This is a genomic window from Streptomyces sp. NBC_01352 (assembly GCF_036237295.1).
Classification (GTDB): Bacteria; Actinomycetota; Actinomycetes; order Streptomycetales; family Streptomycetaceae; genus Streptomyces; species Streptomyces plumbiresistens.
The window spans coordinates 1,092,479-1,106,237 of sequence record NZ_CP108354.1; the positions used below are offsets into that span (position 1 = coordinate 1,092,479).

General features: G+C 70.3%; 9 protein-coding genes. 4 read left to right on the plus strand and 5 right to left on the minus strand.

The genetic code is table 11. The annotated features are described in order from the left end of the window. Nucleotides 1–439: 439 nt before the first annotated feature. The 5 genes from OG252_RS05330 to OG252_RS05350 all read right to left on the minus strand — a co-directional run bounded on the left by OG252_RS05330 (nucleotide 440) and on the right by OG252_RS05350 (nucleotide 6,499). Nucleotides 440–2,176, minus strand: coding sequence for an amylo-alpha-1,6-glucosidase (locus tag OG252_RS05330; protein ID WP_329334117.1), 1,737 nt, complete (start codon nucleotides 2,174–2,176; stop codon nucleotides 440–442). A 77-nt stretch (nucleotides 2,177–2,253) separates the two neighbouring features. After that, a complete protein-coding gene (locus OG252_RS05335) occupies nucleotides 2,254–3,078 on the minus strand; it encodes a carbohydrate ABC transporter permease (protein ID WP_329334119.1) in 825 nt (274 codons plus the stop codon). Beyond that, a complete protein-coding gene (locus tag OG252_RS05340; protein WP_329334121.1) occupies nucleotides 3,075–4,046 on the minus strand; it encodes a carbohydrate ABC transporter permease in 972 nt (323 codons plus the stop codon). The genes OG252_RS05335 and OG252_RS05340 overlap by 4 nt, the downstream gene beginning before the upstream one ends. 20 nt (nucleotides 4,047–4,066) lie before the next feature. Continuing rightward, complete coding sequence (locus OG252_RS05345) at nucleotides 4,067–5,314, minus strand: sugar ABC transporter substrate-binding protein (RefSeq protein WP_329334122.1); 1,248 nt, start codon at nucleotides 5,312–5,314, stop codon at nucleotides 4,067–4,069. 138 nt (nucleotides 5,315–5,452) lie between these two features. Continuing rightward, nucleotides 5,453–6,499, minus strand: coding sequence for a LacI family DNA-binding transcriptional regulator (locus tag OG252_RS05350; RefSeq protein WP_266451619.1), 1,047 nt, complete (start codon nucleotides 6,497–6,499; stop codon nucleotides 5,453–5,455). A gap of 490 nt (nucleotides 6,500–6,989) precedes the next feature. Between OG252_RS05350 and OG252_RS05355 the strand changes: the two genes are divergently transcribed. The 4 genes from OG252_RS05355 to OG252_RS05370 all read left to right on the plus strand — a co-directional run bounded on the left by OG252_RS05355 (nucleotide 6,990) and on the right by OG252_RS05370 (nucleotide 13,663). Continuing rightward, the gene (locus OG252_RS05355; RefSeq protein WP_329334125.1) at nucleotides 6,990–10,652 is read left to right on the plus strand and encodes a LamG-like jellyroll fold domain-containing protein; all 3,663 of its coding nucleotides are present in this window, start codon (nucleotides 6,990–6,992) and stop codon (nucleotides 10,650–10,652) included. Between the two features lie 122 nt (nucleotides 10,653–10,774). Next, a complete protein-coding gene (locus OG252_RS05360; protein ID WP_329334127.1) occupies nucleotides 10,775–11,464 on the plus strand; it encodes a helix-turn-helix transcriptional regulator in 690 nt (229 codons plus the stop codon). A 10-nt stretch (nucleotides 11,465–11,474) separates the two neighbouring features. Continuing rightward, complete coding sequence (locus OG252_RS05365) at nucleotides 11,475–12,479, plus strand: ornithine cyclodeaminase family protein (RefSeq protein ID WP_329334130.1); 1,005 nt, start codon at nucleotides 11,475–11,477, stop codon at nucleotides 12,477–12,479. Beyond that, complete coding sequence (locus tag OG252_RS05370; protein ID WP_329334132.1) at nucleotides 12,476–13,663, plus strand: DSD1 family PLP-dependent enzyme; 1,188 nt, start codon at nucleotides 12,476–12,478, stop codon at nucleotides 13,661–13,663. The genes OG252_RS05365 and OG252_RS05370 overlap by 4 nt, the downstream gene beginning before the upstream one ends. Nucleotides 13,664–13,759 lie beyond the last annotated feature (96 nt).

Here is a 13,759-nt window from a genome sequence, read left to right on the forward strand (position 1 = left end):
TTGGGCCGGACCTCAGTCACCGTCACGGTCGACCTTCGAGCCCCTCGCAGCATGGCCACGGGTCACCCATCACTCTTCACAAAGGCAACAGCGAACGTTCATCAGAGACCGCGTTCTCCCGTTGCCTGACCCCGTGACGAGTACGCCATCGCCCAGGCCCTTCTGCACACGGTGCCGGGCCCCGAGCAGGAGTAGCTCGTGGACCCGGCACGGGGCGGCCGCCGGTCCCGTCCGGCGGCCTGTCCCGGTCTGCCAGCGCGACGTCAGAGACAGGCCGGGACGTTTCGGTGCGCGCCTGCGCGAGGCGCCAGTGGGTGGGCGGCGACCGGAGGGGTTGGCGTTCAGGCGCCGAGGGCGTCGATGAGGGCCTTGGTGACGTCCTCCGTTACGGGTGCCGTGGTCGGACCGACGTCAGCGCATGCCGTATGGAGGCGGCCGGTCAGTGGCTGGTTCGGGTTGCGTGTGCCTCGGCGAGGAGGAGGTAGCTGCCGGCGGTCCAGGTGTAGGCGCGGTCCCGCAGACCCGTGCCGGTCAGTGCGTCGAAGTTCTCCGCGAACCCGTTCGTTTCGCACAGTGCGCGGAAGCGGGCACTGACATCGTCCGCCAGCCGGTGGTGGCCGGCCCGGCGCAGGCCGTCCTCGACGAGGACCGTGGCGGGGGCCCAGATCGGGCCGCGCCAGTAGCCGTCGGAGCGGTAGTGCGGCGAGGTGGGCAGCTCGGTGGCCAGTCCGTACGCGGTCAGGTGAGCCTCGAGCCGGTCGGCCAGCACGCCGCTGACGCCGTCCGGCAGATGCTCGCCCAGCACGATGGGCATCAGGTCGAGCAGGCCGGCACTGCTCCAGGTGTCCCCGCTGCCGACACCCCGGGTGACGAACCGGTCGCCGGTCCAGAGCTGGTCGAGCATCGCCGCCTGGGTTGCCGCAGCCGTTCGCGTCCACCGGCGAGCCTTCTTAGGCCACCCCAACTCGCTCGCGAGCTCCGCGAGTTGGTACAGCTGGAGGACGAGGAAGGCGGCCAGGTCGGCGGTGACGACCACGCGTTCGGGGTCGAAGGTGGTGGCGTTGTCCCAGCCGCTGTCGTTGCCGTGCTGGTAGTGGGGCAGTGCGGCGCCGGGGGCGCGCCGGGTGGTGAGCCAGAAGTCGGTCCAGCGTTCCAGCCGGTCGTAGGTCTCGGCCAGTTCGGTCTGCCCGAGGGGCGTGCTCAGCCGACGGCGCAGGTGCCCGAACGCCCAGCCGTGGATGGGCGGTTTGACGAAGTTGTGGAGGACCTCGGAGTGGGTGACCGAGTCGGGCAGCGCCCCGCTCTCGTCCTGGTGGTCGAAGGGCAGGTGGTACTGGTCCCAGGCCAGTTCGGGGCAGCCGGGGGCCAGGGCAAGGGCGTTGAAGCAGTGGTCCCAGCTCCAGACCTTGTCCATCCAGTGCTTGGACATCAGTACGGCGGGCCGGGTGACCAGCCCTGCCGGGCGTACGGTCGCGGACCACAGGACGTAGGCGGCGAGTTCGGCGGCCGGTGTGGCGGACGAGCGCCAGGGGGCCACCGTGTCGACGAAGTCCGCGAAGGAGTTCCGCGCGGCCTCGGCGATCTTGCCGAAGGCCGCCGCCGACACGTACGGCGGGCGGGCCGTGTCGAGTTCCTCGATCGCGATCTCCCAGGGACCGTCCGCGTCGGCGGCGACCGTGAGGCCGCGGTCGGCGCTGCCCAGGGCCTGGCTGCCGAACGTGTCGGTCACCGTGCCGGAGAGCACGGTGACGCGGTAGCGGCGTCCGGTCTCGTACGAGGTGAAGACGTGCGCGCCGGCGGCCGCGTCGTGGAAGAAGTAGGTGCCGCTGAACGGGGTCAGCGTCGAGGCCGCCGCCGCGACACGCAGCGGCAGCCCCGTACCGCGCAGGCGTACGGTGTCCGGCGACTCGTAGGCGAGGTCGGCGCGGCCTGCCGCGCCGATCCAGCTCAGCAGCCCCGGTGTCGCCTCCACGTGGGTCTCGGCGCGCTCGCCCGTCGCGCTGTCGAGCGGCATCAGGCGCAGGACGGCGTGCATGCCGTTCTGGTGCGAGACGAGGTGGAGGTCCTCGGCATGCGTCTTCTCGGCCACCACGGGAGAGATGTCGAACCAGGATCCGTGGGTGCTGAAGGGGATGTCGTGGACGGAGAAGGCCGGGCCGGATCGGTCGGCGGTCATGAAGCGTCACTCGTTTCTCGGGCAGGGGTGGCGGACCGTCCGGCGGACGGACGGTGAGGCCGTGGCGAGGGGGACGGTCAGTCCTTGACCGCACCGGCGGTCACGCCGGCGGCGACGTAGCGCTGGGCGAGGACGAGGATGACCGCGGCCGGCAGCGAGGCCACGACGGCGGTGGCCATGATGGCGTTCCACTCCTGGTTGTTGTTGCCGATGTAGTGGTAGATGCCGAGGGTGATCGGTTCGTGGGCGCCGCCGCTGACCAGGGTGCTGGCGAAGACGAAGTCGGACCAGGACCACAGGAACGCGAACAGCGACACCGTGACGACGGCGTTGCGGCTCATCGGCAGGACGATCGACCAGAAGGTGCGCAGGGGTCCGGCGCCGTCCGTCCTGGCCGCCTGGAGCAGTTCGCCGGGGATGCCGGACATGAACGCGGTGAAGATGAGTACGGCGAAGGGGACGGCCAGGGTGGAGTCGGCGACGATCAGGCCGGGGACGGACTGGAGCAGACCGAGGCTGAGGTAGATGGCGTAGAAGCCCATCGCCATGATGATGCCGGGGATCATCTGGGCGGCCAGGAGGACGAAGCCGAGGATGCCGCCGCCGCGCGGGCGCAGCTTGGCCAGCGCGTAACCGGCGGGGGCGGCCAGCGCCACGGTCAGGGCGACGGTGCCCAGGCCGATGACGAGGCTGGTGCCGAGGTAGGGCAACTGCTGGTCCAGGACGGCCCGGTAGCCCTCCAGGGTGGCGTCGGTGGGGAACAGGTCCGGTGGGGTCTTGCGCATGTCCTGGGCGGGGGTGAAGGACACGTTGAGCATCCAGTAGACCGGGAAGAGCATGATGCCGGTCAGCAGGAGGCCGATGGCCGTCTTTCCCCACGTACGCTTGCCGTTTCGGCTCATGACGACTCCTGCCTGCGCTGGACTCGGACGTACACCAGGCCGAAGACCAGGGCGGCGATCACCAGCAGGTTGCCGACGGCCGCTCCCGGGCCGAAGGCGGGCAGCAGGTTCCCGAAGCCGAGCTGGTAGGACCAGGTGGCGAAGGTGGTGGACGAGTCCGCCGGGCCGCCCTTGGTCATGATCCAGATGATGTCGAAGACCTTGAGCGTGTAGACCAGCCCCAGGAGCAGGGTGATCGCGGACACCGGTCGCAGGAGCGGGAAGGTGATGCTCCAGAACCGCCGCCAGGGACCGGCCCCGTCGAGCGCGGCGGCCTCGTACAGGCCGGCGGGAATGGACTGCAGGCCGCTGTAGAGCACGACCAGGTTGAACGGGACGCCGATCCAGATGTTCGCGATGATCACCGAGGTCAGCGACCAGGACGGCGAGGTCAGCCAGTTCACCGGGCCGACGCCGACCGCGTGCAGGGCGGCGTTGACGACGCCCGATTCGCTGTTGAGCATCCACGACCAGGTGGAGGCCGACACGATCAGCGGCAGCAGCCAGGGCACCAGGAACAGGGCGCGCAGGATGGCCGAGAGCCGGAAGTGCTGGTTGAAGAAGACCGCGAGCGCCAGGCCGATGGCGTACTGGAAGGCCAGGCAGACGGCGGTGAACACCACGGTGTGGAGCAGGGCGGGGGCGAAGGTCGGGTCGTCGAAGACGGTCCGGTAGTTCGCGAGGCCCGTGAACGGTGCGTCGCCCTGGACGAAGGAGCGGACGGTGTAGTTGCGCAGGCTCAGGTCGAGGTTGCGGTAGAGGGGATAGGCGTAGAAGAGGACGAGGTAGAGGGTCACCGGAGCGAGGAAGGCCCAGGCGGCCCACTGCTGGGAGCTGGGGCGGCGCCGTGTCCTGGACGGTGCGGTGGGGGCCGCACCGCTGTGGCCGGGCACGGGCCGGCGGTGCGGCACTTGTGTCGTGTGACTCATCAACGGGCCCCTGAGAGCTGCTACTTGGCGGCGGACTGGGCGGCGGTCATCGCGTCCTTCGGCGACTTCGAGCCGCTGAGGGCGGACTGGACGGCCTTCCACATCTGCTCGGAGATCTTGGGGTACTTGGTGCCCAGGTCGTCGCTGGTGCGGCCCTTGGCCGCCTTGACCGCGTCCACCCAGGGCTGCAGCCCGGGGTTGGCCGCCACCTGCTTGTCCTGGACCTCGGTGGTGGGGGCGACGTAGGAGAGGGTGGTGTCGGTGTCGTACAGGTTCTGGGTGCTGGTCAGGCAGGTCGCGATCTTCTGCGTGGTGGCGTAGCGGCCGGTCGAGTCCTGGACCGGGACGGTGACGAACTCGCCTCCCGTCGGGGCCGCGGCGCTGCCTCCGTCGGCGCCGGGGACGGGTATGACCCCGTAGTCGAAGCCTGCCTTCTCGGCGTTCGCGAGCTGCCAGGTGCCGTTCTCGCTGAACGCGTAGTCACCGGTCGCGAACTCCTGCCAGCTGGTCGTCTGGGTGTTGTTGAGCACGGAGTTGGGGGCGTAGCCCTTGTCCAGCCAGTCCTTCCACAGGGACAGCGCGGAGACGGCCGCGGGCGAGTCGAGTTCGGTCAGCTTGGCGCCGGAGCCCCAGAGCCACGGCAGGAACTGGAAGCTGCCCTCCTCCGTGCCGATCGCGGAGAAGGTGATGCCCTTCTTGCCCGCCTGCTTGACCTTCGCCAGGGCCGCGGTCAGCGTCTCCCAGTCCTTGACGGAGGAGATGTCCACCCCGGCCTGCTTCAGCACCGCCTTGTTGTAGTAGAGGGCGAGGGTGTTGGCGCCGATCGGGGTGCCGTAGGTCTTGCCGCCCGACTGGCCGGCGGCGAGCAGGTTGGGGTCGACCTTCGACGTGTCGAGCTTGTTGTCGTCGGTCGTGGTGAGCACGCCCGCCTCGGCCAGGGTCGACACCACGGGGTTGTCGACGATGAGGACGTCCGGCGAGTTGCCCTGCTGCGCCGCCAGAAGTGTCTTGTTGGCCAGGTCACTGGTGTCGAACCCGGTCCGCTTGATCTTCACGCCGGCCTCGGTGCCGCAGGCGTCGAGCAGCTTCACCCACGCCGAGCCCTTCGCGAACTGCGGGTAGGGGTCCCAGACGGTGTACGTGCCGTTGTCCGCCGCCTGTGTCCCGGTGCCCCCCGAGCCGGAACCGCAGGCGGTGGCGCCGGCGGCGACGGCCAGGGCGGTCAGGGCTGCGGCGGTCAGACGGCGCCTTTGGGAGAAGCTGTTCATCGCGGTGTCCTTTGTTTTTGGCATGCGGGTGCCGAGGGCGGGGGTTCCGGGTGGGGCGGGCACGCCGAACGGCAGTGCTGAGTGGTTGATGAACGGTTCGAGCGTCCGGTGGGGCGAAGACGGTGAAGAGGGGTGTGGTCAGGGCGTCGTGTCGGACCCGGCGTCCGCGAGGGGCGTGGTTCCCGCGGGCCCGGTGCTGGCCCGCAGGGAGATGGGCGGCACGAGGAGGTGGTGCCGGGGCGGCGCCTCGGGATGGTCGAGCCGATCCACCAGCAGGTCGACGGCGAGACGGCCCATTTCCGCCGCCGGTACGTCCGCCGCGGTGAGCTGCGGGGTCACCGTCTCCGCCCAGCGGCCGGCCACGACCCCGGTGACGGAGAAGTCGCGCGGTACATGGCGGCCGGCCTCGGCCAGCCCTCGGTAGAGCCCGCCCAGCGCGGCCTCGTTCAATGTGACCAGGGCCGTGGTGGCCGGGTCGTCGTGCAGGATCCGCTCCACACAGGTCTGGCCCGAGGCGGCGTCGTCGCCGCAGCAGTACGTCCGGACCGTCAGCCCGCGCTCGGCCGCGGCCTTCGTGAAACCGTCCAGGCCCCGGTGCGCGGACTCGTATCCCGCCCGCAGCAGTTGCTCGGGACGGTTGACGAAGGCGACCCGGCGGTGGCCCAGGTCCGCGAGGTGATGGACGCACCGCTGCACCAGCGCCGTATGGTCGAGGCCCACCCACCAACTGCCCTCGGGACGCGCGGTACGGCCGATGGCGACGGAGGGGAAGTCCAGCGAGGCCAGGTGCTCCGCCCGGTCGTCCTCCAGCCTGATCTCCATCAGAATCGCCCCGTCCACCCGCCGCTCCCCCAGCAGGCGCTGGAAGGAACGGTCGCTGTCGACTCCGCTGGGGGACAGCAGCACGTCGTAGTCGTGGGTCGCGGCGGCCTCCACCACGCTGCCGATGAAGTCCAGCTGCATCCCGGTGTAGTGGTTCCCGGCCGGCGGGAAGACCAGGCCGATGGTGCTGGTCCGTCCGTTGGCGAGGGCACGCGCGCTGGCGCTGGGCCGGTAGCCCAGTTCGTCGACGACCTGCTGGATCTTCCGGCGCGTGTCGTCCGAGACCGGGCGCTTGCCGCTCAGCGCGTAGGAGACGGTGCTGCGCGAGACACCGGCCCGCCGGGCGATCTCACCGATGTTCACGGCAACTCCTAGATCGAACCGGTTCGATTCCCCGAGAGAGACGCTCGCCGGTCGGGTGGGACTGGAGGAACGAGAGCAGGGCGGCGACCGGTTGTCGAACCGGTTCGCGTGAAGTGAAGGTAGGAACATCCCGGACGGCTGTCAACACCTCGGGCCACACATCCGCAACCTGGCGGAAACGACTGGAGGAGCCGGTGTCGGAGGGATTGCTGGCCGGGTTTCCCGGTGCTAGCTTCGCCGAACCGGTTCGATGAAGCGGTCCTTCCGGCAGCCGTGGGTCCGATCTGCGGCCGCCGAGGCGCGGAGCCGCCCATCTCTGCCACCTCGACAAGAGTCCTTGCCTCTGCGACGCGCCCGAGTCGAACCGGTTCGACTCGCTCCCTGTCTCCATCCTCCGAGCCGCACGGAACCCACGGAGCCTTTTGCGACGACGAGCAGCCGACCGAGGTGGCCCAACGGAACCGCTCACTCAAGGATTAGGACGCAATCCATGCCATCCGCTGACAGATCCACCCGGCGCCGAGCCGCGGCCGCCGTGGCGATGACTCTCGGCGCGGGCCTGCTGGCCGCACCGGCCGTCCCCGCGCGGGCGGCCGACACACCCCTGCCCACCGCCCACTACACCTTCGACCAGGACGACCTCGCCTCGGGCCGGATCGCCGACAGTTCGGGCAACGGCCTGACGGCGAGCCTGGTGAACGGCTCCACCGCGCAGTCCGTCGCGGGCACGGACGGAGGCAAGGCACTCGCCCTGCCCGGCGGGGCGCCCACCTCGAACGGCGCGTACGTCCGCCTTCCCCGCGAAGTGCTCGGCGACGCGACGGACTTGACCGTCTCCGCCCGCGTGAAGTGGGGCGGCGACACGTCGTCCTGGCAGCGGATCTTCGATCTGGGCACCAACACCACCAAGTACCTCTTCGCCACCCCGTACAACGGCAACGGGCTGCTGCAGACCTCCGTGACCACCGGCGGAGGCGGAGCGGAGGCACAGGTCCGCGGTTATGCACCGCTCCCCGCCGACCAGTGGCGCACCGTCACCGTCACCCTGGACACCTCCGCCGGCCGGATCACCACCTACCTCGACGGCGTGGCGGTCTCCTCCACCGAGACCAGCATCAAGGCCAGGGACGTGCTGGAGAGTTCGGCCACGGCAGCCGGTTACATCGGCAAATCCTTCTGGCCGGATCCACTGCTCAAGGGTGCGGTCGACGACTTCACCGTGTGGCATGCGGCGCTCAACTCCGAGCAGGTGGCCGGCCTGGTCGGGAGCATCCCCACCCTCCAGGAGCTCTCGAACACGTCCTTCGAGGCCCGTACGACGACCGGAACCGCCCCGTCCCTCCCCGTCGCCGTCCGCTCCTCCTTCTCCGACGGCTACGACCGTGACACGCCGATCACCTGGGACGCCGTACCGCCCGACGAGTACGCCCGCCCCGGCACGTTCACGGTGGCCGGGACCGCGGCCGGGCGCGCGGTGAAGGCGACCGTCACCGTGGTCCGCGAGGGGCAGCTCACCGTCGACCTGGGCTCGGACACCGGTGCTTTCCACGGTGGCGCCTCCGGCACCCTCTACGGCGTGTACGGGCCGGACGTCCCCACCAACAACCTCATCGAGGGCATGGGCCTGCGCACGGTCTCCACCAAGGCGCAGGACGGCCCGCAGCACCCCGGTGCCGACGCGCTGGAGGTGGTCGAGCCGCTGGCCGACTCCACCGGCGGTGACGTGTACATCTACATGACCGACATCCACCGCGGCTTCCCGTACCAGTGGCCGGGCGACACCCCCGAGGAGAAGCTCAAGCTCTACAGGGAGAAGATCGCGGGACAGGTCGACCAGGTCCTGAAGCTGCCGAAGGAGTACCAGGACAACATCGTCTTCGTGCCGTTCAACGAGCCCGAGGGCAACATGTTCGGCACCGGCGAGTGGAGCTACGACAAGGTCAGCTGGCTCAACGACCCCGACGACTACTTCGCCGCCTGGGACGACTTCTACAAGCTCATCAAGGGCAAGATGCCCGACGCCCGCATCGCCGGCCCCAACACCAGCGTCCTCTACGACCAGGTGAAGGGCTTCCTCACCCATGCCCTGGCCGCCGGCACCCTCCCGGAGGTCATCACCTGGCACGAGCTGAGCCACCCGGAGGCGGTGCGCGAGAGCGTCGCCAAGTACCGGGCGTGGGAGAAGGACCTGTTCAAGGGGACCGACCGCGAGGGCACCCAGCTCCCCGTCAACATCAACGAGTACGCCTTCAACTACCACACCTCGGTCCCCGGCCAGATGATCCAATGGGTGTCCGCGATCGAGGAGTCCAAGGTCGACGCCGACATCGCGTACTGGAACATCGACGGCAACCTCTCCGACTCCGCGGTGCAGTCGAACCGCGGCAACGGCCAGTGGTGGCTGCTGAACTCGTACGCCTCGATGAGCGGGCACACGGTGAAGGTGACCCCGCCGTTCCCCGGCGAGAACTACACCATGCAGGGCGTCGGCACGCTCGACGAGAAGAAGAAGCAGGCCCGGCTGATCTTCGGCGGCTCCACCGGCAAGGGGCACATCACCTTCGACGACGTCCCGAAGAAGCTCTTCGGCGACCGGGTGCACGCCTGGGTGCGGGAGATCGGCTGGAGCGGGCAGCTCGGCGATTCGCCCGGCCCGAAGCTCCTCAGCGAGCAGAACCTGAAGGTCGCCGACGACGGCACGGTCGTCGTCGACTTCGGCGACGGCGCACTGCCGAAACTGGAGGAGTCCTCGGCGTACGAGATCGTCCTCAGCCCGGTCGGCAAGGCGAAGGCCGCGCAGTCCCCGCCTGTGCACTGGCAGGCTTCGTACGAGGCGGAGGACGCCGCGCACACCGGGTCCGGCTACTCCAGGAACGGCCCGGAGGGCTCGCCCCGCGACGTGTCGAAGTTCTACACCTCCGGCGGCTACGACGTGGGCGGTCTGCGTACCGGCTCGGACGTCACGCTCGACTTCACGGTGGACGTGCCACAGGACGGCACGTACGACCTCAGCGTCTTCGCCAACTCCCTCAACACCTTCGACAAGGTGAAGGAGCAGGGACCCACCAACGTCTTCCTGCGCGTGGACGGCCAGGCGGACAGCGAGCAGGAGCTGTATCTGCCGCTGGGCTACAAGTGGGTGGTCTGGGACCACACCGACACCAAGGTCGAACTCACCAAGGGCAAGCACACCCTCACGCTCGCCGCGAAGAGCGCCGACGGCAGGCGCGCCACGAAGGGCGACGCCATCGTCGACCGCCTCACCCTCTCCCTCCCGGAGGCCTCGGCCGGCACCCAGGTGTACGAGGGCGAGCTGGCCTGGCCGGGCGGCGGGGCGCAGCCCGTCTACGAGCTGCCGAAGCGGGCCGGAACCCCGGCCACCGGCTCGGGTGCGGTGCAGCTCAAGAAGGCCCAGACGGCGACGTTCTGGGTCTACTCCCCCGCCGACCGCGAGGCCACTCTCAAGGTCGACACCCTCGCCGGCTCGGGCGCCCGGCTCTCCGTGAACGAGCACGACGTCCTGCGCCTGGCCAAGGGCACGAGCAGCGTGGCGGTCTCCCTCTCGGGCGGCGTCAACAAGGTGACGGTGACGGGAGGTTCGTCCACCACCCTTGTCGACCGCCTCACTGTCACCCCCACCGAGGGGGCCCTCGACGCGCGTACGTACGAGGCGGGCGACGCCGAGCTCGCGGGCTCGGCCACGCTCGCCCCGCTCTCCCTGGCCACCGACGGCACGGCCATCACCGGTATCGGCGGCGAGCCCGGCAACGGCAACACCGCGACGTTCAGTGTCGCCGCCGACCGGAAGGGCCTGTACGCGCTGCGTATCCGCTACTCCAACCCCGAGCAGGCGGAGGCCACCCACTACAACCCGGACCCGCTCGCCCGCCACGCCGACATCAGCGTCAACGGCGGCGAGACGCGGCGCGTCGGCTTCCCGCACAGCTTCCACGAGAACAACTTCTGGGAGCTGACCGTCCCCGTCCTCCTGAAGAAGGGACAGAACACGATCGCCTTCCGCTCCGAGGAACTGCCGAACTTCGACGGCACCACCTACGCCTCGGACACCTTCCCCGGGGTACCGCTCCGCTCCCGCTACGCACCGCTGATCGACCGGATCACCGTCGCGCCGTACGCACGAGAGACGCGATGAGGTAAACGCCACCGGCGGCGAGGTGAGGCGCGCGCAGGCCGGGCAGCGGGACACCGCGTCCCGCGCCCTGCCGACAGCGCGCCCACCTCGCCGCCGGTGGCGTGTAGTCTTATTGTCCAAAGATGGAAATTCAGTCTAACCCTGTGTCCGGAAGGGGCCTCGTGGAACGCGTCGTGGACGGAGCCTCGGTCGAGGCGGACGAGCACCTCATCCGTGAGACCGAAAAGATCGCTGTCGCCCTGGGCCGCATGTTCCCGGGCCTGTGCGAGGTGGTGGTGCATGACCTGCGGGACCCGCAGCACGCGATCCGGGCGATCGAGAACAACCTCTCCGGCCGCCAGGTCGGGGACTCCGTCACGGAGCTGGGCCTGGCCCGTATCGAGGACCCCGGCTACCCCAGCGTCATCCAGAACTACCCCAACCAGTTCCCCGACGGCCGCCCGGCCAAGAGCACGTCCATCGGGATCAAGAACACCGCCGGCGAGTACATCGCGGCCCTCTGCCTGAATCTGGACGTGTCGGTGCTGTCACCGGTGACGCTGGCCTTGTCGAACCTCGTGGCCACGGACACCGAGCACCGCGAGCAGCCCCTGGAAACCCTGCGGGACCGCAACGCGCGCGAGCTGCGCCAGGCGGTCGAGGAACTGGCCGCGGAGCGCGCCGCGACCCCCCGGTCGCTGAGCAGGGAGGACAAGAAGGCACTCGTTCGGCAGCTGCACCAGGACGGCTACTTCGACTCGCGCGATGCCGCGCAGACCATCGCGGACCTGCTCGGCGTGTCCCGGGCGACCGTCTACAACTACAGCAAGTGAAGGGCCGCTCGTGACCGCCGCCGGACCGACCGCCGGCCCCGTGCCGTCTCCCTCCTCCGACTCGGGCCGGCCGCCGGCCGCGCGCCGCCTGCTGCACATCACCGAGGAGCGGACCGCCACGCTCGTGGACGACGAGCTGGCCCTCGAAGCGGCCCGCGCCGCCTTCGCCGCGACGGTGGACGGCACGGTCTTTCCCAGCCTCGCCGTGCACGGGTCCGACCCGCGCAACCGGTTCACCCTCAAGCCGTCCGCGTCCCCGACGCACGCCGGAGTGAAGATCTGTACCTACTGGCCGGACAACGCGGAGCACGGGCTGCCGCGCCACCACTCCACCCTGCTGCTCTTCGACCAGACGATCGGCAGGATCGCGGCCGTCCTGGAGGTCGGCACCGCGAACGCCTACCGGACCGCCGCGGCCGACGCCCTCGCCGTCGACCTGCTGGCCCGTGCCGAGTCCGCCACCCTGGCCGTCTTCGGCACCGGACACCAGGCGGCCCACGAGGTACGGGCCGTCAGCCGCGTCCGCCCCATCGCCGAGGTCCTGGTGGTGGGACGCACCGCCGAGCGTGCCGAGCGGATGACCGCGGCACTGGCCGCACGAGGACACGACGCCCGGAGCGTCGGCGCCGAGGAAGCCTGCGCCCGGGCCGATGTGATCGTCACCGCCACCACCGCCACGACCGACACCCCGCCACTGTTCGAGGCCGCGTGGGTCCGCCCCGGTACGCACCTCTCCTGCATGGGCGCCGACGCCCCGGGCAAGCGGGAACTCCCGCCCGAACTGTTCGGCCGCGCCCGCGTCTTCTGCGACCTGCCCGAGCAGGCCCGCCGCATGGGCGAAAGCCAGCACGCCCCCGCGCAGACGAACCTCACCCCGCTCGGCGAGGTCCTCACCGGCCGCGCCGCGGGACGCACCGACGACAGCGACATCACGGTCTTCGACAGCTCTGGGATCGGAGTGCAGGACCTGTATCTGGGCCTGGCCCTCCTGAAGAAAATGGACCTCTCCCTGTGACCATCCCCGCCAACGCCACCAACGCCACCAACGCCGATTCCGCCCGGACGCTGGCCGATCCCGACACCCCGTTCGCCGTAGTCGACGTCCGCAAGACCCGGCGCAACGTCGAGCGTCTGGCAGCCAGGGCCGACCGGCTCGGGGTCGCCCTGCGCCCCCACGTGAAGACGGCCAAGAGCCTCGACGTCGCCCGTCTCCTGCACGACGACACACCCTGCCCGGTCACCGTCTCCACCCTCGCCGAGGCCGAGGCGTTCGCCGACGGCGGCTACACGGACATCACCTACGCCGTCGGCATCGACCCCCACAAACTCCCGCGCGTCCTCGCACTGCTGCGCCGCGGTGTCACCCTGCGCGTCCTGCTGGACAGCACCGAGCAGGCGGCGTTCGTCGCCGAAGCCTCCCGCCGGGCCGGCCTTCCCGTCCCCGCCCAGATCGAGATCGACTGCGACGGCCACCGGGGCGGCCTCAGGCCCGACGCCCCCGAGCTCACCGAGATCGGGCGGATCCTCAACGACGCGAGCTGTCTGGACGGCGTACTGACCCACGCGGGCGAGTCCTACTTCGCCTACACCGCCGAAGAACAGCGCCTGGCGGCGCAGAACGAACGCGACACCGCCGTCGCCGCGGCCGAGCGGCTGCGCGCGGCCGGCCTGCCGGTGGCCACCGTCAGCGTCGGCTCCACCCCCACCGCCCACGCGGCCGAGGACCTCACCGGAGTCACCGAACTGCGCGCGGGAAACTACGTGTTCTTCGACCTGGTGATGGCCGGCCTCGGCGTCTGCCGCATCGAGGACCTCGCCCTGTCGGTCGTCGTCACCGTCATCGGCCACCGCCCCGAGCACGGGTGGGTCATCACCGACGGCGGCTGGATGGCCATGTCCCGCGACCGCGGCACCGCCGTCCAGGCGCAGGACCAGGGCTACGGCCTGGTCGCCGACCTGGACGGCAACCTTGTCCCGGGCCTGGTCATGACGGCCGCGAGCCAGGAACACGGCACCCTCACCGCCCGCGACGGCGCCCACCTGCCCGACCTGCCCATCGGCACCCGCCTGCGCATCCTCCCCAACCACGCCTGCGCCACCGCCGCCCAGCACCGCGGCTACCACGTCATCGACGGCGCCCGCACCACGAACACCGCACCGGCGATTCAGACCTTCTGGGAGCGCGTCACCGGCTGGTGACCAGCCAGGTGCTCCAGGTACTTACGTGTGCCGACACCACTGGCCCCTGGCCGCGTTCCGCGCGCCGGCCGGAGGGCTGGTTGGATGACTGCGTGG